The following is a 24,267-nucleotide window of genomic DNA, read 5'->3' on the forward strand; positions in this document are numbered from 1 at the left end:
TGTTTGCAGGCGTTCTGAAAAACTGGCACGGGTCCTGCTATATCTCTTGCACAACAAGAATAAAAGCACGCAGCACACCAATAAAAACAATACGTACCGGCTCTGACATAACAAGAACAACACGGACAGAGACGTAGCTAACAGATTTTTTTGAAGTGGATAGCTTTTCTGAACCACTTGCCCTGCAAGTCGTTTGCAGCCAGACAGAGAACAATAAAACTGCCCCGAGGCAGCTCCGGAACTGGTTGAATCGTTGCGATAGAAAGCACGATGAAAGTGACATCAGCGCTCAAAAAAATACGTTTGCTCTTGGTCCACCCTCTGGACCGCTCAAAAAAGATGTGAAGGGTCAGGTCGCCAAAAACAACAACAGGCCTCCCGAAAAACAAAAAAGAGCATAGAGACATACCTTGAAGGGGAGCCCAGGCTCCCCTTCGTGCTTTCCGACGTTTGCTTTTGCCTGCTCAACTTCCCCCGCCCCTGCGCAAACGCGCCTGATTGACAGCACACACGCGCAGGTTTACGTTAACGTAAAGGTCATAGCCAATCCGCACAGAACCATCTCCAAGAATAAAACAGGAACGCTACCCATGAGTTACCCCAGCCTGAACTTCGCCCTGGGCGAAACCATCGACATGCTGCGCGACCAGTTGCAGTCTTTTGTTGCCGCAGAAATTTCCCCGCGCGCCGCCCAGATCGACAAGGACAACCTGTTTCCTGCCGACATGTGGCGCAAGTTCGGCGAGATGGGCTTGCTGGGCATTACCGTCAGCGAAGAGTACGGCGGCGCGGGCCTGGGGTATTTGGCGCATGTTGTAGCCATGGAAGAAATCAGCCGTGGCTCGGCCTCGGTGGCATTGTCCTATGGCGCGCACTCTAACCTCTGCGTCAACCAGATCAACCGCAATGGCAATCCGGCGCAGAAAGCCCGCTATTTACCGAAACTGATCAGCGGCGAGCACGTCGGCGCACTGGCCATGAGCGAACCCAATGCTGGCTCGGACGTGGTGTCGATGAAGCTGCGCGCCGACAAGCGTGGCGATCACTATGTGCTCAATGGCAGCAAGACCTGGATCACCAACGGGCCGGATGCCGACACCTACGTGATCTACGCCAAGACTGATCTGGAAAAGGCCGCACATGGCATCAGCGCGTTCATCGTCGAGCGCGACTGGAAAGGCTTTTCTCGCGGCAGCAAGTTCGACAAGCTCGGCATGCGCGGCTCCAACACCTGCGAGCTGTTTTTCGACGACGTCCAAGTGCCTGAGGAAAACCTGCTGGGCGCACTCGACGGCGGCGTCAGAGTGCTGATGAGCGGCCTTGATTACGAACGCGTCGTGCTTTCTGGCGGGCCGACCGGGATCATGCAGGCCTGCATGGACGTGGTGGTCCCCTACATTCACGACCGCAAGCAATTCGGCCAGAGCATCGGCGAATTCCAGCTGATTCAGGGCAAGATTGCCGACATGTACACCCAGCTCAACGCCAGCCGGGCTTACTTGTATGCCGTGGCCCAAGCCTGTGATCGTGGCGAGACCACGCGCAAGGACGCCGCCGGGGTGATTCTCTACAGCGCAGAGCGCGCCACCCAGATGGCGCTGGACGCCATCCAGATTCTCGGCGGCAACGGCTACATCAACGAGTTTCCGGCCGGGCGACTGCTGCGCGATGCCAAGCTCTACGAGATCGGCGCCGGCACCAGCGAGATCCGACGCATGCTCATCGGTCGTGAACTGTTCAACGAAACCCGTTGATTACGGAGCTCCCATGGCCATTCTGCACACCCGAATCAACGTCCGCTCTACGGAGTTTGCCCTTAATCACGACGCACTTCTCAAGCAAGTCGAGGAACTGCGCAGCCTGCTGGGTAAAGTCCGCCAGGGCGGCGGAGCCAAGGCTCAGGAACGTCACACCTCACGCGGCAAACTGCTGCCGCGCGAGCGTATCAACCGCTTGCTCGACAGCGGCTCGCCATTTCTGGAGATCGGCCAACTGGCTGCCCACGAGGTGTATGGCGAAGACGTTCCGGCTGCCGGAGTGATCGCCGGCATTGGTCGTGTCGAAGGCGTCGAATGCATGATCATTGCCAATGACGCGACGGTCAAAGGCGGCTCGTACTACCCGTTGACGGTGAAAAAGCACCTGCGGGCGCAGGCCATCGCCCAGCAGAACCGCCTGCCGTGCATCTATCTGGTGGATTCCGGCGGTGCCAACCTGCCCCGTCAGGACGAGGTGTTTCCTGACCGCGAACACTTCGGGCGGATTTTCTTCAATCAGGCGAACATGAGTGCCCAGGGCATTCCACAGATTGCCGTGGTAATGGGCTCGTGCACCGCAGGCGGAGCTTACGTACCAGCAATGGCCGACGAAGCAATCATGGTGCGCCAGCAAGCCACGATTTTTCTCGCTGGCCCGCCGCTGGTCAAGGCAGCCACCGGTGAAGTGGTCAGCGCTGAAGACTTGGGCGGTGCCGATGTGCATTGCAGAACATCCGGGGTGGCCGATCATTACGCCGACAGCGATGAACATGCGCTGGGGCTGGCCAGGCGCAGTATCGCCAACCTGAACTGGCGCAAGCAGGGCCAACTGAACGCAATCGCGCCCATTGCGCCGCTGTACGCCGGCGAAGAGCTGTACGGCATTATCCCGGCGGATACCAAGCAGCCATTCGATGTGCGGGAAGTGATCGCCCGGCTGGTGGATGGCTCGACGCTCGATGAGTTCAAGGCGCTGTTCGGCACCACACTGGTCTGTGGTTTCGCGCGCCTGCATGGCTACCCGATCGCGATTCTGGCCAACAACGGCATTCTGTTCGCCGAGGCTGCGCAAAAAGGCGCGCACTTCATCGAGCTGGCCTGCCAACGGGGCATTCCCCTGCTGTTTCTGCAGAACATCACCGGTTTCATGGTCGGCCAGAAGTACGAAGCTGGCGGTATCGCCAAACACGGCGCCAAACTGGTCACCGCCGTGGCCTGCGCGAAGGTGCCGAAATTCACGGTGATCATCGGCGGCAGTTTCGGAGCCGGTAACTACGGCATGTGCGGTCGCGCTTACGATCCGCGCTTTCTGTGGATGTGGCCCAATGCCCGGATTGGCGTAATGGGCGGCGAACAGGCCGCCGGTGTGCTGGTGCAGGTCAAATGCGAGCAGGCCGAACGTGCCGGTCAGGCGTTCAGCGCGCAGCAGCAGGCGGAGCTGAAACAACCGATCCTCGATCAGTATGAGCATCAGGGCCACCCTTACTATTCCAGTGCGCGCCTGTGGGACGACGGGGTCATCGACCCGGCACAGACCCGAGAGATTCTCGCCCTGGCCCTCTGCGCCTCGCTCAATGCGCCCATCGAACCTACCACCTTCGGGCTGTTCCGAATGTGAGCCGGGAAACGACCATGACTTCGACTTCATTCGCGACCATAGAACTGCTTCACGACCCACGCGGTTTCGCCACGTTGTGGCTGAATCGCGCGGACAAGAACAACGCCTTCAACGCGCAGATGATCCGCGAGCTGATCCTGGCGCTGGATCAGGTGCAAGGCAATGCAGGCCTGCGCTTCTTGCTGATCCGCGGCCGTGGCCGGCATTTCAGTGCCGGTGCCGATCTTGCCTGGATGCAGCAGGCGGCGGACCTGGACTACAACACCAACCTGGACGATGCACGCGAGCTGGCCGAGCTGATGTACAACCTTGCCAGACTGAAAATTCCGACCCTGGCGGTGGTGCAAGGTGCGGCGTTCGGCGGTGCACTGGGGCTGATCAGTTGCTGCGACATGGCCATCGCCGCCGAAGACGCGCAGTTCTGCCTGTCGGAGGTGCGCATTGGTCTGGCACCGGCGGTTATCAGCCCGTTCGTGGTGCAGGCCATCGGCGAACGTGCGACGCGCCGTTACGCCCTGACCGCCGAGCGCTTCGATGGGCGGCAAGCCCGACATATCGGCCTGATCGCCGAATATTACCCCGTCGCCGACCTTGAACATCAAACGCTTGGCTGGATAGACAACCTGCTGCTCAACAGCCCTCAGGCCATGCGTATCAGCAAGGAACTGCTGCGCGAAGTCGGCAGTGGCGAACTCACGCCTGCACTGCGTCGCTACTGTGAAAGCGCCATTGCGCGCATCCGCACCAGTGCCGAGGGGCAGGAAGGTTTGCGCGCCTTTCTGCAAAAACGTGCACCCCGCTGGCAGCAACGCGATGACGAGCCTGCGGCTCTGGAAGACCGACAAAAGGACTCGCAACGATGAACACGCCTGAACTGACCACACTGCTGATCGCCAACCGCGGGGAAATTGCCTGCCGCATTATGCGCACCGCAAAAAAGATGGGCCTGACCACGGTTGCCGTACACAGCGCTATTGACCGCGACGCGCGCCACAGTCGCGAGGCCGATATCTGCGTCGACCTTGGCGGGAGCAAGGCGGCTGAAAGCTACCTGGTGATCGACAAGCTCATCAAAGCAGCCAAGGCCAGCGGCGCACAGGCGATCCATCCCGGTTACGGTTTTTTGTCTGAAAACGCTGATTTTGCCCGCGCTATCGAAGCTGCCGGGCTGGTTTTCCTCGGCCCGCCCGCCTCGGCCATCGACGCAATGGGCAGTAAGTCCGCTGCCAAATCGCTGATGGAACAGGCTGGCGTGCCGTTGGTACCGGGCTATCACGGTGCTGCGCAGGACATCGACACATTCCATGCGGCTGCCGAGCGCATCGGCTACCCCGTGCTGTTGAAAGCCACGGCGGGCGGCGGCGGCAAAGGCATGAAAGTGGTCGAGCAGGCCAGCGAAATGGCCGAAGCGCTGGCCTCGGCTCAACGTGAGGCGCTTTCCTCGTTTGGCGATGCGCGGATGCTGGTGGAGAAGTACGTCCTCAGCCCGCGTCACGTCGAGATTCAGGTGTTTGCTGATCAGCAGGGTCATTGCCTGTACCTCAATGAGCGCGACTGTTCCATTCAGCGCCGCCACCAGAAAGTCGTCGAGGAAGCGCCAGCGCCGGGCCTGACGCCTGAGTTGCGCAAAGCGATGGGTGAAGCGGCGGTCAAAGCCGCGCAGGCCATTGGCTACGTGGGCGCGGGTACGGTGGAGTTTTTGCTGGACGCACGCAGCGAGTTCTTCTTCATGGAGATGAACACCCGCCTGCAAGTCGAACACCCGGTGACCGAATGCATCACAGGGCTTGATCTGGTGGAATGGCAGATCCGTGTGGCCCGAGGCGAATCGCTGCCTATCATCCAGGAGCAGGTCCCGCTGATCGGCCATGCGATGGAAGTCAGGCTGTATGCCGAAGACCCGGCCAACGATTTTCTGCCCGCAACCGGCACGCTGCAGCTCTATAGAGAACCTGCCAGCGGCCTTGGCAGGCGCGTGGACAGCGGCGTGGCCGAAGGCGACAGCATTTCGCCATTTTACGACCCCATGCTCGGCAAGCTGATTGCCTGGGGCGAAAACCGTGAAGAAGCACGCCTGCGCCTGCTCGGCATGCTCGACGAGTTCGCCGTGGGCGGTGTCAAAACCAACCTGGCGTTTCTGCGCCGCATCATCGCCCATCCGGCGTTTGCCGCTGCGCAACTGGATACCGGCTTTATCCCCCGCCATCAGGATCAGTTGCTGCCGCAAATCCCTGAACCCGACGAGACGTTCTGGCAAGCCGCTGGCGAAGCGTTCAGGCAGAGCGAGCCGGCACGTCTTGATCAGGCAGCCCCGTACTCGCCGTGGGCCGCGATGAGCGGCTTTCGCGCCGGCATGCCTGCCGAAACGGACCTGCAACTGAGCTGCGACGGCCAAAGCCGGGCGGTTCGCTTGCTGGATAACGATGCCCGGCTATTGCGACTGGATGGCGAGCATCTGCACAGCGAGCACGACGGCGTGCGCCAGAAAAACCTGGCAGTCCGTCGTGGCGATACGCTGTATCTCAAATGGCAGGGCGTCCTTTACACCGTCAGTAAAGTCGATCCGCTCAGCCACACCGACGCTGCTCAAGGCCAGCACGGCGGCCTGACTGCGCCCATGAACGGCAGCATCGTGCGTGTGCTGGTCGAGGTGGGCCAGACGGTCGAGGCCGGGGCGCAACTGGTGGTGCTGGAAGCGATGAAAATGGAACACAGCATCCGTGCAGCCAATGCCGGGGTCATCAACGCGCTTTATTGCCGTGAGGGCGAGATGGTCAATGAGGGGGCCGTGCTGGTGGAGATGGGTTGAGTAATCTGTCTGCGCAGATTAGCGCCCTGGCTGGATGTTTGGCTGCGAAACGCCTTGGAATCCTGCTACCTCGGTTGCACCTGGTGTACCGTGCGCACCGGTTTTGCTGCCGGTTCCCGGCAGTTCGCGGACAAGTCCGCTCCTACGAAAGTCAAGAGATCGCGGACAGGCGAAGCGTCGCCCGGTCAGCTCCCACGGCCTTTGGCCAGAATCAGAAGCAGACGGGTATATGACGCTTAGCTCGGTAGCATCGACGCTTATTAGTTTAGTAGTAAGCGTTTTCTTTCTGCGTGTGGTCGGTCACATCGCGAACGCCCGACAGCTCTGGAATACGCTCGAGCAGCGTGCGCTCAATGCCTTCCTTCAGCGTGACATCCGCCTGGCCGCAACCCTGGCAACCGCCACCGAATTGCAGGACAGCGATGTTTTTCGCCTCTTCCTCGACCACGTCGATCAGTGTGACCTGGCCGCCGTGGCTGGCGAGCCCAGGGTTGATCTCGGTTTGCAGGTAATAATTGATGCGCTCGTTGATCGGGCTGTCGGCATTGACCATTGGCACCTTGGCGTTCGGGGCCTTGATGGTCAACTGGCCGCCCATACGGTCGGTGGCGTAATCGACAACGGCATCATCCAGAAAGGCTTCGCTGAAACCATCGATCCAGGCGGTGAAGCTCTTCAGGCCGATGGCCTTGTCTTCCGGCTTTTCTTCGCCCGGCTTGCAGTAGGCAATGCAGGTTTCAGCGTACTGGGTGCCGGGCTGGGTGATAAACACGCGGATGCCGATGCCTGGGGTATTCTGCTTTTCCAGCAGATCGGCCAGATAATCGTGGGCGGCATCGGTAATAGTGATAGCGGTCATGAAAATTCCTCGCAGACGTGCGGGCAGTTTACGCCAATCAGCCGCGCCATACAAAGTCCTAGTGTTTTTGTCAGGTTAATGCCTGCGCCTGACTGACTGCCCGGCGACCGTCCAGCCAGCCCTTCATGCGCCGGTACAGGCCCTTCTCGATCCACTCGTAACTCACCCATGCACCTATGGCGATGATCGGCACGCAGAACGCGAATACCACGTAAGGGCTCAAGCCATAGCGTTGCGCCATCAACAATCCGCCGTACAGCACCAGCACATGCAGCAGGTACACCGAATACGAGCAGTCACCCAGCACTTTGAGCAGACGGCTGCTTTTGAAAAACGGTTCCAGAGAAATACACGACAGCACAATCAAGGCGCTCGGCAGGCCCCAATTCAGCAGACGCTGCTCATTGGTCAGGTGATTAATGGCATACAGCCCCACCGCGATGCCTGCCAGCGGCAGCCACACTGCCTGCCTGATCCAGCCACGGCGATAGAGGATGCCGATACCGATGCCCAGCAGAAACTCGTAAACAATGTCATTGCCGTAGAACCGGCTGATCAGCCCTGCTTTGGCCAGCACTTCACTGACCGCAAACAGCGCCGCGGAAATGATCAGCGGTCGATGACGCTGTTCAAACAAAAAGACCATGGAGAACAGCAGGTAGAAAAACATTTCGTAGTTGAGCGTCCAGCCGACGTTCAGCGTAGGGTACAGGCCATAGCCGCCGGGGTTTTCCGAAGGGATGAAAACCAGCGACAAAAGGAAATTCTGCCAGCCAATCACCTGATGCGGCAGCATGGGCGCGGCGATCAGCAACAGCAAGGCCATGGCGGCGGTATACAGCCAGTAGGCTGGAACGATGCGAATCAGACGATGCAGGATGAAACGCCGGGGTGGAATGTCGCTGTTCTGGGTGGAAAGGAAAATCACCAGACCGCTGATGACGAAGAAGATATCGACGCCGACCGCCCCCTTGGACACAAAAAACTCGCCAATTGGTCCACCGGCCTTGAAGTCGAAAAAAATCTGCATGAAGTGATGGCATACCACGACCCACGCCGCGAATGCCCGTAGCGCCTGAACTGAAATCAACATCACAAAAACCTCTACCGCCTGACTTTCAATCACGCGCCGGTCTGCAACCGGCCCATGACGCGCACCATTTCCGACCACTGTTTTGAAAAAAAGGTCGCGCAAGATGCGTTTCGTTCAGGAACTGGCGATGGCCGCAGGCCATGTTCCTTATGGCTTACGGCGCGACGACGCCCGTTTAGAGGTTCTCGTAGCGATTCATGTCAAGCACCGCCGCTTCACGCGGTTCGGTTTCCTGAAGATAGCGATTCAGGTCGTGGAAATAGGTCCAGAACAGTGGGTGGGTCCGACGAATGCCCCAACGCTGGACGATCTGTTCAAAACTCGCCTGGTCCTTGCTCCGCTGCATGGCGTCGACAAAGGCAGGCACTTGCGCAGCCGGAATGTTGAAGATGAAGTTCGGGTAGCTGCTCAGTACGCCGGGATAAATGGTCAAGGTGTCCAGCCCCGGTATATAGCGGTATGACTCACCCAGCAGAAACGCGACGTTACTGTGCGCGCGGTTGCGCAGCATGCTGTACATCATCCGCTTGCCGTCGCTGCCCTGGATGCGCAGCATGCTCGCTTCCGGCAGTTGATCGATGACTTTCAGGCCCGCCGCCGGACGCGACGTCAAGCGGCTCAGCGCCTGCTCTGCCAGGGCGAACGTGCTGTCCAGACTGGCCCGCGAGCAATAAGCACCTGCGCAGCGATTGATCGGGTCCGGCGCGGCGTTCAGGCTGCCGGCGCGCTCGATCAGCTTGAATGCGAAGTCACGCTGCGGGGCCTTTGCGTCGAGTTTGATGCCGGTCGGCGTATCATCGTCGATGCTCTGATAATCGAGCCACATCTTGAATTTGCCGCCATCCTGATAAAGGTCGCCGAGCATGCCGTCGCGCTGGTCGGCAGGCATCAGGCGCAGGAAGTTGATCTCCGCGCCGTTGCGGATCAGGTCGAAATACAGACGTGTCTGTGCCTGATGCGAAACATTGCCGTACACATCGAAATTCACCGCCAACTGATAATAGGTGCGCTCAAGCAGGGGAAAGTCGAACAACCACATGGAATGCGGCACATCACCAATCAGGCCTTTATTCACCGAAGCACTGTCGAAATGGCGGAAAACGGTCAGCAAGGCATTATCGTTACCCGTCCATAGCGTACTCCAGCCCGGCGCAGGCATTTTCGCGTAGCTGTCGCGGCGCAGGTCCTCGTACTGGTTGCGCCGGTCCCGGTAGGACAACCACAGGCCGAGCACACTGCCGACGTCGTCGTTCTGCCCCGGCATGGCCAGCAAAGGCATGGCGTGCCCCCCCGATAAGCGGCATCGGTGATGTAATGATCGTGCGCGGGGTCCTGAAACAGTACCCAGAACTGGTCACGAATCACATCAGTCGCAATCTGCCCGCGACAGACCGGCCCGCGGATAAACGTACGCACAAAATACTCGGCGTTATCGAGCATGAATTGGTAACGCGCGACGGCCGGAATCGCTTCAAAGGTCAGAAACGGATTGGCACGGTGGCCCGGACCGTAACCGGGCAGCGCGTTGACTGTCCAGTCGGTGCCATAGAACAAGTGGCGGACCCGGTCGAGTTTCTGCGGGTTCATGCCATAGGTGATGTGGGTCTTGTGAACGATCACGCCTTGCACAGGCACCAGGCGGTAATAGAAGTCGCTGCCTGGGTCGTCATCGGGGCGCCGGGTGGCGATCAGGTCCACCGGCTGGCCAGTTGGGGTTCGCGAGCGTACCCATTGGAAAAAGTGTTGCGTCTCGCCGCCCTCGAAATAGATGTGTGCCAGAAACAAATGCTCGAACAGCCAGCGGCCAACCAGCGCCTGCCTGGCACCCGGCTGGTTGAGCTGCGCCTCCCAGGCGTTGATTTGCGCGGTCTCACTGACGCTCGGGGTGATCGACTGCTGTTCGACCGGGGCACCGGCGGCCAGCCAGCGCTGCAGTGTCTGGTATTCAGCGTCGGTCAGACCGGCGACTGCCAGCGGCATGCCTTGCTGCGTGTGGGCCGCAGCATAGGCATTGAATTCGCCGGGCATCGGGCAGACGTTCTCGCGATTGAGGCCCAGCGCGATCTCATCGGGGATTTTGCTGTTGGCCGGCAACGGCGCGCTGCGCCCCAGATCGAGCATGCGCGCCATCAAAGCCGCCTGACCGCCCTGAGCTTCCAGTACCGAATAGAAGCCTTTACCGCGCCATGCATCAGTGTTGCGCGCATCGTAAAACAACCGGGTGGGCGCAACCGCTTCGCTACGCTCCCCTTGATAAACAGGAATCTTGCTCGCGCCACGGCTCAGCCCTTCCCCGCTGCCCAGATTCAGTTGGCACGGCGCGTCATTGCAGGCGTGGCAGGCAACGCACTTCTCGGTAAGGATTGGCTGAATGTCCTGAACATAGGAAATAGCCGGTGGCGCTGATGTAGCGGGCGATGTGAGGTTCTGGGCCTGGGTAGCACAGCAGATAAACAGCAAGGCGACGCTTGCCAACAAACGGAGCGGCATATCCCGAAGGCTCTGATATTAAAATGGCATAATTCTACAAGCGCACAGCCAACCTCAACATGAATGATTTTCATGCAAAAGGCACAGCACCACCAAAAGCGTTCCGGTTTGCTATCATCGCCACCTTTAAAGCATCGACCTTCTCAAGGTAGCCCCCATGTCTGACCGCAGCGCCCGCCATCAAGCCTTTATCACTGCTCTGAAACAGAGAATCCTGATTCTCGATGGCGGCATGGGCACCATGATCCAGAGCTACAGGCTTGAGGAAGAAGACTATCGAGGCAAACGTTTTGCCGACTGGCCAAGTGACGTCAAGGGCAACAACGACCTGCTGATCCTGACCCGTCCCGACGTGATCGGCGCCATCGAGAAGGCGTATCTGGATGCCGGTGCCGACATCCTCGAAACCAACACCTTCAACGCCACACAGGTGTCCCAGGCCGACTACGGCATGGAATCGATCGTCTACGAGCTGAACGTCGAAGGCGCCCGTCTGGCCCGTAAGGTCGCAGACGCCAAAACCCTCGAAACCCCTGACAAACCGCGCTTCGTTGCTGGCGTGCTCGGCCCGACCAGCCGCACCTGTTCGTTGTCGCCGGACGTCAACAACCCTGGCTATCGCAACGTCACGTTCGACGAACTGGTGGAGAACTATACCGAGGCCACCAAAGGCCTGATCGAGGGCGGCGCCGACCTGATTCTGATCGAAACCATCTTCGACACCCTCAACGCCAAGGCGGCGATTTTCGCCGTGCAGGGCGTGTTCGAAGAGTTGGGTTTTGAACTGCCGATCATGATTTCCGGCACCATCACCGACGCCTCCGGCCGCACCCTGTCGGGCCAGACTACCGAAGCGTTCTGGAACTCGATCAGCCATGCAAAACCGGTCTCCGTCGGCCTGAACTGCGCCCTGGGTGCCAGTGAACTGCGCCCTTACCTGCAAGAGCTGGCCAACAAGGCCAACACTCATGTGTCTGCGCACCCCAACGCCGGTCTGCCCAACGCGTTCGGCGAGTACGACGAACTGCCGAGCCAGACTGCGAAGATCATCGAAGAATTCGCTCAAAGCGGTTTCCTGAACATTGTCGGCGGCTGCTGCGGCACCACGCCTGAGCACATCAAGGCGATCGCCGAGGCAGTGTCTGGTTATGCACCCCGTGAAATTCCAGACATCCCGAAAGCCTGTCGCCTGTCGGGCCTTGAACCGTTCACCATCGATCGCCAGTCGCTGTTCGTCAACGTCGGCGAGCGCACCAACATCACCGGCTCCGCCCGCTTTGCCCGCCTGATCCGTGAAGACAACTACACCGAAGCGCTGGAGGTCGCCCTGCAACAGGTCGAAGCCGGTGCCCAGGTGATCGACATCAACATGGACGAGGGGATGCTCGACTCGAAGAAGGCCATGGTCACCTTCCTCAACCTGATCGCAGGCGAGCCGGATATCTCTCGCGTGCCGATCATGATCGACTCCTCCAAGTGGGAAGTGATCGAGGCCGGTCTCAAGTGCATTCAGGGCAAGGGCATCGTCAACTCGATCAGCATGAAGGAAGGCGTCGAGCAGTTCATTCATCACGCTCGCCTGTGCAAGCGCTACGGTGCGGCAGTCGTGGTCATGGCCTTCGACGAACAGGGTCAGGCCGACACCGAAGCGCGCAAGAAGGAAATCTGCAAGCGCTCGTACGACATTCTGGTCAACGAAGTGGGCTTCCCGCCGGAAGACATCATCTTCGACCCGAACATCTTCGCCATTGCCACCGGTATCGAAGAGCACAACAATTATGCCGTGGACTTCATCAACGCCTGTGCCTACATCCGCGATGAACTGCCGCACGCCCTGACCTCGGGCGGCGTGTCCAACGTGTCGTTCTCGTTCCGCGGCAACAACCCGGTACGCGAAGCCATTCACTCGGTGTTCCTGCTCCACGCGATCCGCAATGGCCTGAGCATGGGCATTGTCAATGCCGGGCAGCTGGAAATCTACGACCAGATCCCGGCCGAGCTGCGCGACTGTGTCGAAGACGTGGTGCTCAACCGTAATCCCGAAGGCACCGACGCGTTGCTGGCCATTGCCGACAAGTACAAGGGCGATGGCAGCGTCAAGGAAGCTGAAACCGAAGAATGGCGCAGCTGGCCGGTCAACCAGCGCCTGGAGCACGCGCTGGTCAAGGGCATCACTACCCACATCGTGCAGGACACCGAAGAGTCGCGCCTGGGCTTCACCCGGCCTATCGAGGTGATCGAAGGCCCGCTGATGTCCGGCATGAACGTGGTCGGTGACCTGTTCGGCGCGGGCAAGATGTTTCTGCCGCAGGTGGTGAAGTCTGCACGGGTGATGAAACAGGCGGTCGCGCACCTTATTCCGTTCATCGAACTGGAAAAAGGCGACAAGCCCGAAGCCAAGGGCAAGATCCTCATGGCCACGGTCAAGGGCGACGTTCACGACATCGGCAAGAACATCGTCGGCGTGGTGTTGGGCTGTAACGGCTATGACATCGTCGATCTGGGTGTGATGGTGCCTGCCGAGAAGATCCTGCAGGTTGCCCGCGACGAGAAGTGCGACATCATCGGCCTGTCCGGGCTGATCACCCCGTCACTGGACGAGATGGTGCACGTTGCCCGTGAAATGCAGCGTCAGGACTTCCACCTGCCCCTGATGATCGGCGGCGCGACCACCTCCAAGGCGCACACGGCGGTCAAGATCGAGCCTAAATACAGCAACGATGCAGTGATCTACGTCACCGACGCCTCCCGAGCGGTGGGGGTCGCGACCCAGTTGCTGTCGAAAGAGCTGAAACCGGCGTTCATTGAAAAAACCCGCCTTGAGTACGTCGAAGTCCGCGAACGCACGTCGGCGCGCAGTGCACGCACCGAGCGCCTGAGCTATGGCGCAGCGGTGGCGAAAAAGCCGAAGTTCGACTGGGAAAGTTACACCCCTGCCAAGCCGACCTTCACTGGCACCCGCGTTCTGCAGGACATCGACCTGAACGTGCTGGCTGACTACATCGACTGGACGCCGTTCTTCATTTCCTGGGACCTGGCCGGTAAATACCCGCGCATCCTGACCGACGAAGTGGTTGGCGAAGCTGCCACTGCACTGTTTGAAGATGCCCGGCAAATGTTGCGCAAACTGATCGATGAAAAACTGATCAGCGCGCGCGCCGTATTCGGCTTCTGGCCGACCAACCAGATCAACGATGACGATCTGGAGGTCTATGGCGAAGACGGCAAGCCGCTGGCGAAACTGCATCACCTGCGCCAGCAGACCATCAAGCCCGACGGCAAACCGAATTTCTCGCTGGCAGACTTCGTTGCGCCCAAGGACAGCGGCCTGACCGACTACATTGGTGGTTTCATCACCACTGCAGGCATCGGCGCCGAGGAAGTGGCCAAGGCTTATCAGGACAACGGCGACGACTACAACTCGATCATGGTCAAGGCCTTGGCCGACCGTCTCGCCGAAGCCTGCGCCGAATGGCTGCACCAACAGGTGCGCAAGGATTACTGGGGTTACGCGAAAGACGAAGCGCTGGACAACGAGGCGCTGATCAAGGAGCAGTACATGGGCATTCGCCCCGCTCCGGGCTATCCGGCGTGCCCTGACCATACCGAAAAGGGCACCCTGTTCGCCCTGCTCGACCCGCTGCCGGAAGGCACGCCCGAGCACACGCCGGGTAAAAGCGGAGTGTTCCTGACCGAGCACTACGCCATGTTCCCGGCGGCGGCAGTCAGCGGCTGGTATTTCGCTCATCCTCAAGCGCAGTACTTTGCAGTCGGCAAGGTCGACAAGGATCAGGTCGAAAGCTACACAGCACGCAAGGGTCAGGACCTGAGCGTCACCGAACGCTGGCTGGCACCCAACCTTGGCTACGACGAGTAAAGCAGACGGCTATTTGCCGCTTGGCCCTACAGGCGGCAACATGCTTTTCAACGAAAACGGCGACTCTTCGCCAAAAACATCCACGTTGAACGCCTGGGTATCAAGCCTGTAACGCTCATCGCGGGTCGCGTCGAGAAATCGCTGTGTGTCTTGTGGCTCGACCAGGTGCAGCACGTCAATGGTCCGCGCGCCGACTTGCTGGCGGGCCTGCTTTTGCGCCGTGTCGTAGCGATGCAACAGAATGATCGCCCACCCACCCAAGGTAAAATGCCCGGTAGCCACTGCGCTCAGGCTGCCATGGAGTTGTGCCTGCAACGACAGAGCCGTGCCGTTGATGGCGCTGAACAACACGTCCTCGCCAGGTTTGCCGCCTTTTTCCCGCAGGGCATCCATTGCACCAAACGCCATTTGCTCGTTGGCCGCCCACACCAGGCGCGTCTGCGGGTAGCGCCTGAACAGCACGCGGGCCTGCTCGACCGCTCGATCCCGACGCCATCCACCCAGCGCGATCTGCCGCAGGTGCACCTCAGGGTGTTCGGACAGCGCACGCAACATGCCTTTTTCACGCTGCAGGGAAACCGGTGTGGTGTTGGTGCCGGAGAACGCCAGCATGTCGACAACCTGCCCCTCGGCAACCGGAAGAACCAGGCTGATAAGTCGCTTAGCCGTCAGATAGCCGCCCTCCTCATCGTTGCCGACCAGACTGCCGATGAAATCCGGGTAGCGCGTTGGCAGATCACCCAGAATACGGATCTGATCCGCCGTCAGCGTGTTGTTCACCGCAAACAGCTTGACCCCGCTGCCCGTCGACATGCGCAGGATCTCCGGGGCAACGTTCAGCTCATTGGAGAACATCAGGTAATCCGGACGCACGTAGCCCTGCAACGTTTCGCGCGCCAAGGCGAGCAACTTGCGGGTATCGCGGTCCGTATACAGTATTTTCAGCGACATGCCGGTGGTATTGGCAGCCGTCTGCATCACCCGGGCATGGCTCTGCCAATAGCCGTCGGTTTCAGTACCGGGGCTGAGAAATACCACAGAGGCGGCGAATGCAGATCCGGCCCACACACAGCCAACCACCATCAACCAGCCAGCAAAAAACGCCTTCATAGTCCAACCTTGAAACAACTGGGATTTATCGCTACAAGCGATTTATCGGCTGCTAGCGCAAGGTTCTGGAGACTGGCTGCCTGTTTATTCAGCCCGTTACCGGCTGCTGGCCCAGAACATCGCCGCGCCCACGGCCAGAATCACAATAAACAGAATGGCCCAGGTGTCCACGGATCGGCCTGGCTTGGCTACTTTGGGGTGCTTGCTCATCGCATCGCCTCTTGTCGGTCTTATGGGTGATTGCACATGAAAATGTGATCCGCCGCGCTTTTGGCTGCGGTACCGCTCAGTTAAGTCGAGTCTTGCCCACACGGCAAGTGGGGATATGATTGAAGGGAAAATTGCTTATCGCTTTTAGTGATTTGCATATATATAAACATCACTTTTATCGATATCTGCAAACTGCTATCGTCGCCTCCGCTCCCGAGGGAGTGCGCGGCCGTGCGCGCAGAATTGACCAGATGAAGCAGCTAGCAGCAAGCGACGGGCCATACGCCCGTACTGACGCAGCCGCCCTGCTTCATGACGAAGCCTGAGAACAGGACCTATATGTACGTATACGACGATTACGATCAGAAGATCATCGAGGACCGCGTCAAGCAGTTCCGGGATCAGACCCGCCGTTACCTGGCCGGGGAACTGAGCGAAGAAGAGTTTCGACCGTTGCGCCTGCAAAACGGGCTCTATGTTCAGCGCTTTGCGCCGATGTTGCGCGTGGCGGTGCCCTACGGCCAACTGACTTCGCGTCAGGCGCGCATGATGGCGAAGATTGCCCGCGACTACGACAAGGGCTACGCGCACATCAGCACCCGTCAGAACGTGCAGTTCAACTGGCCTGCGCTGGAAGACGTGCCCGATATCCTGGCCGAGCTTGCGACCGTGCAGATGCACGCCATCCAGACCAGCGGCAACTGCCTGCGCAACGTGACCACCGACCAGTTTGCCGGCGTGGCTGCGGACGAGCTGGTAGACCCGCGCCCGTGGTGCGAGATCGTCCGTCAGTGGACCACCTTCCACCCGGAATTCGCCTACCTGCCGCGCAAGTTCAAGATTGCCATCAATGGTTCGACCAGCGACCGTGCCGCCATCGAAGTGCATGACATAGGCCTTGAGCCACTGCGCAACGAAGCTGGCGAGCTGGGCTTCCGGGTGCTGGTCGGCGGCGGTCTGGGCCGCACGCCAGTGGTTGGCGCCTTCATCAACGAGTTTCTGCCGTGGCAGGACCTGTTGAGCTACCTGGACGCCATTCTGCGGGTTTATAACCGCTATGGTCGTCGCGACAACAAGTACAAGGCGCGCATCAAGATTCTGGTCAAGGCGCTGACCCCTGAGGTCTTCGCGGCCAAGGTCGATGCCGAAATGGCTCACCTGCGCGGCGGCCAGACCACCCTGACCGAAGCCGAAGTGCAGCGCGTTTCGCGGCACTTTGTCGACCCGCAGTACAAGGCCCTCGACGACCAGCACGCCGAGCTGGCTGCGCTGGAAGCTCAGCACCCGGGCTTTGCGCGCTGGCGTCAACGCAATGTGCTGGCGCACAAGAAGCCGGGTTACATTGCCGTGACCCTGTCGCTCAAGCCGACCGGCGTTGCGCCGGGCGACGTGACAGACAAGCAACTGGACACCATCGCCGACCTGGCTGACCGTTTCAGCTTCGGTCAACTGCGCACCTCGCACGAACAGAACATCATTCTTGCCGACGTCGAGCAGGCCGAGCTGTTCACGCTGTGGAACGAGTTGCGTGACAATGGCTTTGCCACACCGAACATCGGCCTGCTGACTGACATCATCTGCTGCCCTGGCGGTGATTTCTGCTCGCTGGCCAACGCCAAGTCGATCCCGATTGCCGAATCGATCCAGCGCCGTTTCGACGATCTGGACTACCTGTTCGATATCGGCGAGCTGGACCTGAACATTTCCGGCTGCATGAACGCCTGCGGCCACCACCACGTGGGCCACATCGGCGTACTGGGCGTGGACAAGAAAGGCGAAGAGTTCTACCAGGTTTCACTCGGCGGCAGCGCCAGCCGTGACGCGAGCCTGGGCAAGATCCTCGGCCCGTCCTTTGCCCAGGATGCGATGCCTGACGTGATCGAGAAGCTGATCGACGTGTACGTTGAGAAACGCAACGAAGACGAACGCTTCATCGACACTTACCAGCGGATTGGCATTGACCCTTTCAAGGAGCGTGTCTATGCAGCGAATCATTAAGAACAACGAAGTCATCGATGAAACCTGGCACCTGCTGCCCAAGGATACGACCTTTGACAGCCTGTCCAACTGCGACGACCTGATCGTGCCGCTGGCACTGTGGCGCGAGCACGCGCATGCACTCAAGGCGCGTGATGGCGGGCTGGGGGTATGGCTGGATAGCGATGAAGAAGCTGAAGAGATTGGTGAGGATGTCGATCAGTTTCCGGTCATTGCCCTGAATTTCCCGGCATTTACCGACGGCCGCAGTTTCTCCAATGCGCGCCTGTTGCGTGATCGCTATGGCTTCAAGGGTGAATTACGCGCCATTGGCGATGTGCTGCGCGACCAGTTGTTCTACATGCGCCGCTGCGGCTTCGATGCCTTCGCTGTGCGTGCCGACAAAGACCCGTATGACGCACTGGAAGGCCTCAAGGACTTTTCGGTAACGTATCAGGCAGCAACCGACGAGCCGCTGCCGCTGTTCCGCCGGCGCTGATTGCGCTGGCTTAAATCAGCGTTGACTATCGTTCCCACGCTCAGTGGGAACGAAGTTCTGGACGCTCTGCGTCCGATCTTGATGTGCGACGCAGAGCGCCGCACGACATAAGATTATCGTTCCGCACGCTCCAGCGTGGGAATGCAGTTCTGGACGCTCTGCGTCCGATCTTGATGTGCGACGCAGAGCGCCGCACGACAGTTGAGGTTATTGCTCGCCCCGGAGCATTGGCACGAGTCGTCACACCTGAACAATGCCTACCAGAATCGCTGCTGGGTCAAACGCCCCCACCACTTGGTAGCCAGTTGATCCGCCGAGTTCGCAGCCGCCATGCCCATGCGCTCTTGCAAGCTCTTGCGTTGCACGTAGTGCAGGTGAAACACGTCGGCCTGTCTGGCACGTTCGGCCAGGTATTCGTCGCTGGTTTTCAGTTCATCTACCAGCAGTTTGTCGACTGCCGCCATGCCCAGCCACACTTCGCCGGTAGCAACTTCGTCGATGGACAGTTGCGGACGGTAGCTGGCGACGAAGTTCTTGAACAGGTCGTGAGTGATGTCCAGGTCCTGCTGGAATTTCTCGCGGCCCTTTTCAGTGTTTTCGCCAAATACGGTCAGGGTGCGTTTGTACTCGCCGGCGGTCAGCACTTCAAAATCGATGTCGTGTTTCTTCAGCAGGCGATTGACGTTGGGCAACTGCGCCACGACGCCGATAGAGCCGAGAATGGCGAACGGCGCGCTGATGATCTTGTTGCCGATGCAGGCCATCATGTAACCGCCGCTGGCCGCGACCTTGTCGATGCACACAGTCAACGGAATGCCCGCCTGACGAATGCGCGCCAGTTGCGAGGACGCCAGTCCGTAGCTGTGCACCATGCCGCCACCGCTCTCCAGACGCAGGACCACTTCGTCCTTGTCAGTGGCCAGCGTCAGTAGCGCCGTGATCTCGTGACGCATGCTTTCGGTCGCCGACGCCTTGATGTCACCGTCGAAATCCAGCACGTAGACACGCGCCTTGGGCTCGGCGAGCTTCTTGTCTTTTTTCAGTGCCTTGCCCTGCTCCTTGCGCAAAGCCTTGAGGCGGTCCTTGTCGAGCAGCGATTGTTCCAGTCGCTCGCGCAGTCCTTTATAGAAGTCATTGAGCCGGGTGACCTGCAATTGCCCGGCTGATTTGCGACGCCCCTTGCCACGCACGGCCGCAATTGCAACCAGCACCACAACGATGGCGATCACCAGCGTGACGGTTTTGGCCAGAAAACTTGCGTAATCGACAACAAAATCCACGAATATTCCTCACTTGCGTTACGCCCTTACCGATCAAGGGCGGCGATGAATGCAGCATACCGACGCCCTGTGCAGCGCACCAGCGGCCGAGCCGTTACAAACCATTAAAACGATGATTTCAAACGAGCGTATGTTTTTTCATTGACAGCTCCCCGGCATCCCTCATAACCTCGCTCGACCTTCAACGTACCGAGACGAGACGGACGTGGGCAGCATCTACCTGATACGACATGGCCAGGCCTCATTTGGTGCAGACGATTACGACGTGCTGTCGCCCGTCGGCATTCGGCAGTCACGGGTGCTGGGGGCGCACCTGGCCGGGCTGGGCCTGAGCTTCGATCGTTGCGTTTCCGGTGAACTGCGCCGTCAGCAGGACACCGCGCAGCACACGCTGGCCCAGTACGCCGAAGCCGGCATCGCTACCCCGCCTCTGGAAATCGACAGTGCTTTTGACGAATTCGACGCTGAAGCCGTCATCAAGGCGCTGATCCCGGCCATGCTTCAGGACGAACCCGAAGCGCTGGATATTCTGCGCAACGCCACCACCAACCCCGCCGGATTTCAGCGCCTGTTCAGCCTCATTACCGAGCGCTGGCTGTCAGGCAACCACGACACGCCGGGGCTGCAAAGCTGGCTGGGGTTCGTGGCGCGGGTCAAGGCAGGTCTCGACCGGATTCTTCACACAGCCGGCCCGCATGAGCGTATCGCAGTGTTCACCTCCGGCGGCACGATCACGGCCTTGCTGCATCTGATCATGCAAATACCCGCAGCGAAGGCGCTCGACCTGCACTGGCACATCGTCAACACTTCGCTGCATCAGCTTAAATTCAAAGGCAACGACGTTGCCCTGGCGTCTTTCAACAATTACACGCACTTGCAACTGCAGAAGATGCCGGAACTCGTCACTTATCGCTGAACCCGGACAATAGTGTCCACGCGCACGCCATCACTCACCCTGAAAGGATCAAGACATGACCTCAGTCGCCGAAGCCGTCCAGAGCATGAAAGCAAAATTCAACCCAGCCGCTGCTGCCGGTCTGGACCTGATCTTCGGTTTCAACATCACCGATGAAGACAAGCACTACGCCCTGATCGTCAAGGACAGCACCTGCGAGCTGCAGGAAGGTGAAAACCCTGACGCCAACGTGACCCTGGTCATGGACAGCGAAACGCTCAAAGGTATCGTCAGCGGTGAAACCGACGGTATGCAAGCCTTCATGGGCGGCAAACTGCGCGCCGAGGGCGACATGATGCTGGCCATGAAACTCAGTGAACTGTTCCCGGTATAACCGTAGAGCGCGCTGAATACTGCAAAAAAGAAAAACCGAAGCCCCGCCGGCTTCGGTTTTTTTTCGTCTGCGCAGCGATCAAACCGATTGATCGCTCGGCAACACGCTGGCCTATAAGGCTCATGGAAGGTTGATCATGAGTTCGTCGATCATTAGATTAGTCAATGATTAGCGCGGACCATAATAAGCAAAAGGGATAGATATGGCACTGACTGACCAGTCCACCGACATTCGCGCTGGCGAAGAGCTGGACGTTGCCCTGATAGATCCGTACCTCAAAGCGCACATTGCGCAGCTTCATGGGACGCCGACGATCAGTCAGTTTCCGGGCGGCGCATCCAACCTGACGTATCTGATCCAGTATGCGAACAGAGAGCTGGTGTTGCGTCGCCCGCCCTTCGGGCAAAAGGCCCGTTCGGCACACGACATGGGGCGTGAGTACCGCATCCTCAATCAGCTCAGGGATGCCTTTCCCTATTGCCCCGAGGCCTATCTGCACTGCACCGACGAGTCGCTGATCGGTTCAGAGTTTTACGTGATGCAGCGCCTCAAGGGCATCATTCTGCGCTCTGACCTGCCGCCCGAGCTGGCACTGGACGCGCAGCACACCGAAAGCCTGTGCAAGAGCTTCATCGACAAGCTGGTGGACTTGCACCAGGTCGACTATCAGGCCTGCGGCCTGGGTGATCTGGGCAAACCGCACGGTTACGTGCAACGGCAGATTGCCGGCTGGTCGGAACGCTACGAAAAAGCCATGACCCCGGACGCGCCGGCATGGCAGCAGGTAAAGGCCTGGCTGGTGGACAAAATGCCTGCCGATTCGCCTGCCTCAAGCATCGTGCATAACGACTATCGCTTCGACAACGTGATCCTCGACCCGGCGGACCCCATGCGCATCATCGGCGTTCTGGACTGGGAACTGACCACATTGGGCGATCCGCTGATGGATCTGGGCAATACCCTCGCCTACTGGGTGCAGGCGGATGATCCGCTGGCAGTACAGATGACACGTCGCCAGCCGAGTAATGCGCCCGGCATGCTGACGCGCCAGGCGTTCGTCGACTACTACGCTGAACGTTCGGGCATTCGTATCGACAATTTCGATTTTTACTACACCTACGGCCTGTTTCGCCTGGCCGGTATCGTGCAGCAGATCTATTACCGTTTTTTCCACGGCCAGACTCAGGACAAGCGTTTCGCCCGGTTCATTGACATGAACCGGCTGCTGGAGCAAATGAGCCTGGGCGTGATCGCCAAATCCAGCCTTTGACCGCCACCGCCAAGACAGGGAAACCACATGTCCAGAACCCAGCTTTTCGACCTTGATGGCAAGGTTGCTTTTGTTTCAGGTGCCAGCCGAGGTATTGGCGAAGCGATTGCCCGGCTGCTGGCCCAGCAAGGTGCGCAGGTTATTGTGTCGAGCCGTAAACTCGAAGGCTGCCAGGCCGTGGCTGATGCCATCATTGCCGAGGGCGGTCAGGCCACAGCGATAGCCTGCCATATTGGCGAGATGGAGCAGATCACCCATGTTTTTGCGCAGATACGCCAGCAGTTTGGCCGGCTGGATATCCTGGTCAACAACGCCGCGACCAATCCGCAGTTCTGCAATGTACTAGACACCGACCTCAGCGCGTTTCAAAAAACCATTGACGTGAACATTCGCGGTTACTTCTTCATGTCTGTGGAGGCCGGCAAGCTGATGCGCGAAGGCGGCGGTGGCAGCATCATCAATGTTGCGTCGATCAACGCGGTATCGCCGGGTGCCTATCAAGGTGTCTATTCGATGACCAAGGCTGCGGTGGTCAACATGACCAAGGTGTTCGCCAAGGAATGCGCCGAGTTCGGTATTCGTTGCAACGCTCTGCTGCCGGGCCTGACAGACACCAAATTTGCATCGGCGCTGGTCAAGAACGACGCGATTCTCAATACGGCCCTGTCGCAGATTCCGCTGAAACGCGTCGCAGCGCCCAGCGAAATGGCCGGTGCGGTTCTGTACCTTGCAAGCGAAGCGTCCAGCTACACCACCGGCGTGGCGCTAAATGTGGACGGCGGTTTTCTGTCCTGATCAACCCACGGCGAATCAGCCTGGAGAGTGAATTAATTTTCCATTTCCACATAATTGGAATATATTTTCTGCATAACAACAATCCTCTCTGGAGAGTGTCATGCAGCAATCCCCTTCTACATCGCGACCGCAACTGGGCATCGGGCTGATCGGTACAGGCTTTATGGGGCGCGCCCATGCGCTGGCGTTCGGAAGTGCCAATGCCGCCCTGGAGCTGCCGGCACGTATTCATCTGGCCGCTCTGGCGGATGCCGACAGCGCAAGGGCCGAGCAGTGTGCCCAGGCCTGGGGCTTTGATCGCAGCCACGCCGACTGGCAGCAACTGATCGAGGACCCACGGGTGCAGATCGTCGCGATCACCACGCCCAACCACCTGCACTTTCCAATGGCCATGGCAGCCATCGCGGCTGGCAAAGCGGTGTACTGCGAAAAGCCGCTGGCAGTCAGCCTGGCCCAGGCGGATGAAATGCGGCGCAGCGCCAAGGCCGCAGGCGTGGTGACCCAGGTGGGCTACAACTACCAGCACAACCCGATGATCGGCCTGGCCAGAGAAATGATCGAAGCAGGTGAGCTGGGCGATATCGTCAGTTTTCAGGGCGAATTCAGCGAGGACTTCATGGGCAGCGCCACGTCGCCCTGGTCATGGCGTTGTGAAGCGGCCCATGCGGGCGGCGCACTGGCCGACCTGGGCAGCCACCTGCTGGCAATGGCCCGTTACCTGCTGGGCGACATCGAAGCCGTCTGCGCCGACGCCAATACCGTGCACCGCCAGCGGCCTGCCAGCCCGGACAGCAACGAGATGCGCGCCATTGCCGTGGATGACCAGACCCACGCGCTGCTGCGCTTTGCCAACGGCGCGCGCGGAACCTTCAGCAGCAGTTGGCTCAAGCACGGCTATAAAAACCACCTGAGCTTTGAAATCAGCGGCACCCAAGGCACGCTGGCGTACGATCAGGAGCGTTTGAACGAGCTGCGTATCTATCGCCCCGGCGCGCCGGGGCGCGATGGCTTTCAGCGACTGTTGGCGGGGCCTGCGCAACCCGGTTACGCAGCGTTCTGCCCCGCGCCGGGGCATCAATTGGGTTATAACGAACTCAAGGCACTGGAGGTGCAGGCGCTGATTCTCGCGGTCTGCGGCCAGGGCAGCCGAGGCCCGGATTTTGAAGAGGCCTGGCAGATCGAGCGTCTGGCCACCGCCATTCGCCTCGCCGCGCACGAACAGCGCTGGGTCGCGCTCGACGATATCTGAGGTGCTGTAACAGGCTTCCTGCAACGGTGAGCCAAGGGGTAGAATGCGCCACGTTCGGGCAGCCATTCTGCCCCTTGCCGCCTTC

General features: G+C 59.5%; 17 protein-coding genes and 1 pseudogene. 12 read left to right on the forward strand and 6 right to left on the reverse strand.

Annotated elements, in window-relative coordinates; translation table 11 throughout:
• Positions 1–137: 137 nt before the first annotated feature.
• Positions 138–407 (reverse strand): hypothetical protein, encoded by a 270-nt coding sequence (locus tag QRN38_RS12595; protein WP_024666056.1) that lies wholly within the window; start codon positions 405–407, stop codon positions 138–140.
• A gap of 183 nt (positions 408–590) precedes the next feature.
• Here QRN38_RS12595 and QRN38_RS12600 point away from each other — a divergent pair, with 183 nt between their 5' ends.
• From QRN38_RS12600 to QRN38_RS12615, 4 genes are read left to right on the forward strand one after another with little or no spacing between them, the layout of a single operon-like run.
• Complete coding sequence (locus QRN38_RS12600) at positions 591–1,754, forward strand: isovaleryl-CoA dehydrogenase (protein ID WP_057419338.1); 1,164 nt, start codon at positions 591–593, stop codon at positions 1,752–1,754.
• A 13-nt stretch (positions 1,755–1,767) separates the two neighbouring features.
• Positions 1,768–3,375: a carboxyl transferase domain-containing protein gene (locus QRN38_RS12605; RefSeq protein ID WP_024666054.1), complete on the forward strand. Its 1,608-nt coding sequence runs from the start codon at positions 1,768–1,770 to the stop codon at positions 3,373–3,375.
• A gap of 14 nt (positions 3,376–3,389) precedes the next feature.
• The gene (locus QRN38_RS12610) at positions 3,390–4,238 is read left to right on the forward strand and encodes a gamma-carboxygeranoyl-CoA hydratase (RefSeq protein WP_054091103.1); all 849 of its coding nucleotides are present in this window, start codon (positions 3,390–3,392) and stop codon (positions 4,236–4,238) included.
• The gene (locus QRN38_RS12615; RefSeq protein ID WP_057419337.1) at positions 4,235–6,184 is read left to right on the forward strand and encodes an acetyl/propionyl/methylcrotonyl-CoA carboxylase subunit alpha; all 1,950 of its coding nucleotides are present in this window, start codon (positions 4,235–4,237) and stop codon (positions 6,182–6,184) included. The genes QRN38_RS12610 and QRN38_RS12615 overlap by 4 nt, the downstream gene beginning before the upstream one ends.
• 265 nt (positions 6,185–6,449) lie before the next feature.
• Here the strand turns inward: QRN38_RS12615 and nfuA are convergent, their stop codons facing one another.
• The 3 genes and pseudogenes from nfuA to QRN38_RS12630 form a co-directional block, all read right to left on the reverse strand.
• Complete coding sequence (nfuA, locus tag QRN38_RS12620; protein WP_002553665.1) at positions 6,450–7,043, reverse strand: Fe-S biogenesis protein NfuA; 594 nt, start codon at positions 7,041–7,043, stop codon at positions 6,450–6,452.
• 70 nt (positions 7,044–7,113) lie between these two features.
• Complete coding sequence (locus tag QRN38_RS12625; RefSeq protein ID WP_057419336.1) at positions 7,114–8,238, reverse strand: acyltransferase family protein; 1,125 nt, start codon at positions 8,236–8,238, stop codon at positions 7,114–7,116.
• Positions 8,239–8,311: 73 nt separating this feature from the next.
• A pseudogene (locus QRN38_RS12630) lies at positions 8,312–10,446 on the reverse strand (fatty acid cis/trans isomerase).
• Positions 10,447–10,783: 337 nt separating this feature from the next.
• Here QRN38_RS12630 and metH point away from each other — a divergent pair.
• On the forward strand, positions 10,784–14,503 hold the full coding sequence (gene metH / locus QRN38_RS12635; RefSeq protein ID WP_054091099.1) for a methionine synthase: 3,720 nt from the start codon (positions 10,784–10,786) through the stop codon (positions 14,501–14,503).
• Between the two features lie 9 nt (positions 14,504–14,512).
• Here the strand turns inward: metH and QRN38_RS12640 are convergent, their stop codons facing one another.
• The gene (locus QRN38_RS12640) at positions 14,513–15,613 is read right to left on the reverse strand and encodes an ABC transporter substrate-binding protein (RefSeq protein WP_057419335.1); all 1,101 of its coding nucleotides are present in this window, start codon (positions 15,611–15,613) and stop codon (positions 14,513–14,515) included.
• A 549-nt stretch (positions 15,614–16,162) separates the two neighbouring features.
• On the opposite strand from QRN38_RS12640, the gene QRN38_RS12645 reads away from it, so the two are divergent.
• Together QRN38_RS12645 and QRN38_RS12650 are read left to right on the forward strand one after the other, a co-directional pair.
• Entirely contained in the window at positions 16,163–17,821 is a 1,659-nt protein-coding gene (locus QRN38_RS12645; RefSeq protein WP_004396332.1) for a nitrite/sulfite reductase, read from the forward strand.
• Positions 17,805–18,299 (forward strand): DUF934 domain-containing protein, encoded by a 495-nt coding sequence (locus tag QRN38_RS12650; protein ID WP_057419334.1) that lies wholly within the window; start codon positions 17,805–17,807, stop codon positions 18,297–18,299. The genes QRN38_RS12645 and QRN38_RS12650 overlap by 17 nt, the downstream gene beginning before the upstream one ends.
• 257 nt (positions 18,300–18,556) lie before the next feature.
• Here the strand turns inward: QRN38_RS12650 and sohB are convergent, their stop codons facing one another.
• Positions 18,557–19,579, reverse strand: coding sequence for a protease SohB (gene sohB, locus QRN38_RS12655; RefSeq protein ID WP_005762574.1), 1,023 nt, complete (start codon positions 19,577–19,579; stop codon positions 18,557–18,559).
• Positions 19,580–19,784: 205 nt separating this feature from the next.
• On the opposite strand from sohB, the gene QRN38_RS12660 reads away from it, so the two are divergent.
• The 5 genes from QRN38_RS12660 (at position 19,785) to QRN38_RS12680 (ending at position 24,182) form a co-directional block, all read left to right on the forward strand.
• Complete coding sequence (locus QRN38_RS12660) at positions 19,785–20,495, forward strand: histidine phosphatase family protein (RefSeq protein ID WP_024667502.1); 711 nt, start codon at positions 19,785–19,787, stop codon at positions 20,493–20,495.
• Between the two features lie 55 nt (positions 20,496–20,550).
• Positions 20,551–20,868 carry an SCP2 sterol-binding domain-containing protein gene (locus tag QRN38_RS12665; RefSeq protein ID WP_003382829.1) on the forward strand — a complete coding sequence of 106 codons (318 nt, stop codon included), beginning with the start codon at positions 20,551–20,553 and terminating at the stop codon, positions 20,866–20,868.
• A 202-nt stretch (positions 20,869–21,070) separates the two neighbouring features.
• Complete coding sequence (locus QRN38_RS12670) at positions 21,071–22,138, forward strand: phosphotransferase family protein (RefSeq protein WP_044389775.1); 1,068 nt, start codon at positions 21,071–21,073, stop codon at positions 22,136–22,138.
• Between the two features lie 27 nt (positions 22,139–22,165).
• On the forward strand, positions 22,166–22,933 hold the full coding sequence (locus tag QRN38_RS12675) for an SDR family oxidoreductase (protein WP_057419333.1): 768 nt from the start codon (positions 22,166–22,168) through the stop codon (positions 22,931–22,933).
• Between the two features lie 100 nt (positions 22,934–23,033).
• Complete coding sequence (locus QRN38_RS12680) at positions 23,034–24,182, forward strand: Gfo/Idh/MocA family protein (RefSeq protein ID WP_285362421.1); 1,149 nt, start codon at positions 23,034–23,036, stop codon at positions 24,180–24,182.
• Positions 24,183–24,267: the final 85 nt, after the last annotated feature.

This window comes from Pseudomonas sp. CFBP2511, from assembly GCF_030209255.1.
Classification (GTDB): Bacteria; Pseudomonadota; Gammaproteobacteria; order Pseudomonadales; family Pseudomonadaceae; genus Aquipseudomonas; species Aquipseudomonas avellanae.

Coding starts and splice junctions, on each gene's coding strand:
- QRN38_RS12595 (WP_024666056.1), bottom strand. CDS start 407: ATGTCTCTATGCTCTTTTTTGTTTTTCGGGAGGCCTGTTGTTGTTTTT.
- QRN38_RS12600 (WP_057419338.1), top strand. CDS start 591: ATGAGTTACCCCAGCCTGAACTTCGCCCTGGGCGAAACCATCGACATG.
- QRN38_RS12605 (WP_024666054.1), top strand. CDS start 1,768: ATGGCCATTCTGCACACCCGAATCAACGTCCGCTCTACGGAGTTTGCC.
- QRN38_RS12610 (WP_054091103.1), top strand. CDS start 3,390: ATGACTTCGACTTCATTCGCGACCATAGAACTGCTTCACGACCCACGC.
- QRN38_RS12615 (WP_057419337.1), top strand. CDS start 4,235: ATGAACACGCCTGAACTGACCACACTGCTGATCGCCAACCGCGGGGAA.
- nfuA (WP_002553665.1), bottom strand. CDS start 7,043: ATGACCGCTATCACTATTACCGATGCCGCCCACGATTATCTGGCCGAT.
- metH (WP_054091099.1), top strand. CDS start 10,784: ATGTCTGACCGCAGCGCCCGCCATCAAGCCTTTATCACTGCTCTGAAA.
- QRN38_RS12640 (WP_057419335.1), bottom strand. CDS start 15,613: ATGAAGGCGTTTTTTGCTGGCTGGTTGATGGTGGTTGGCTGTGTGTGG.
- QRN38_RS12645 (WP_004396332.1), top strand. CDS start 16,163: ATGTACGTATACGACGATTACGATCAGAAGATCATCGAGGACCGCGTC.
- QRN38_RS12650 (WP_057419334.1), top strand. CDS start 17,805: ATGCAGCGAATCATTAAGAACAACGAAGTCATCGATGAAACCTGGCAC.
- QRN38_RS12665 (WP_003382829.1), top strand. CDS start 20,551: ATGACCTCAGTCGCCGAAGCCGTCCAGAGCATGAAAGCAAAATTCAAC.
- QRN38_RS12670 (WP_044389775.1), top strand. CDS start 21,071: ATGGCACTGACTGACCAGTCCACCGACATTCGCGCTGGCGAAGAGCTG.
- QRN38_RS12675 (WP_057419333.1), top strand. CDS start 22,166: ATGTCCAGAACCCAGCTTTTCGACCTTGATGGCAAGGTTGCTTTTGTT.
- QRN38_RS12680 (WP_285362421.1), top strand. CDS start 23,034: ATGCAGCAATCCCCTTCTACATCGCGACCGCAACTGGGCATCGGGCTG.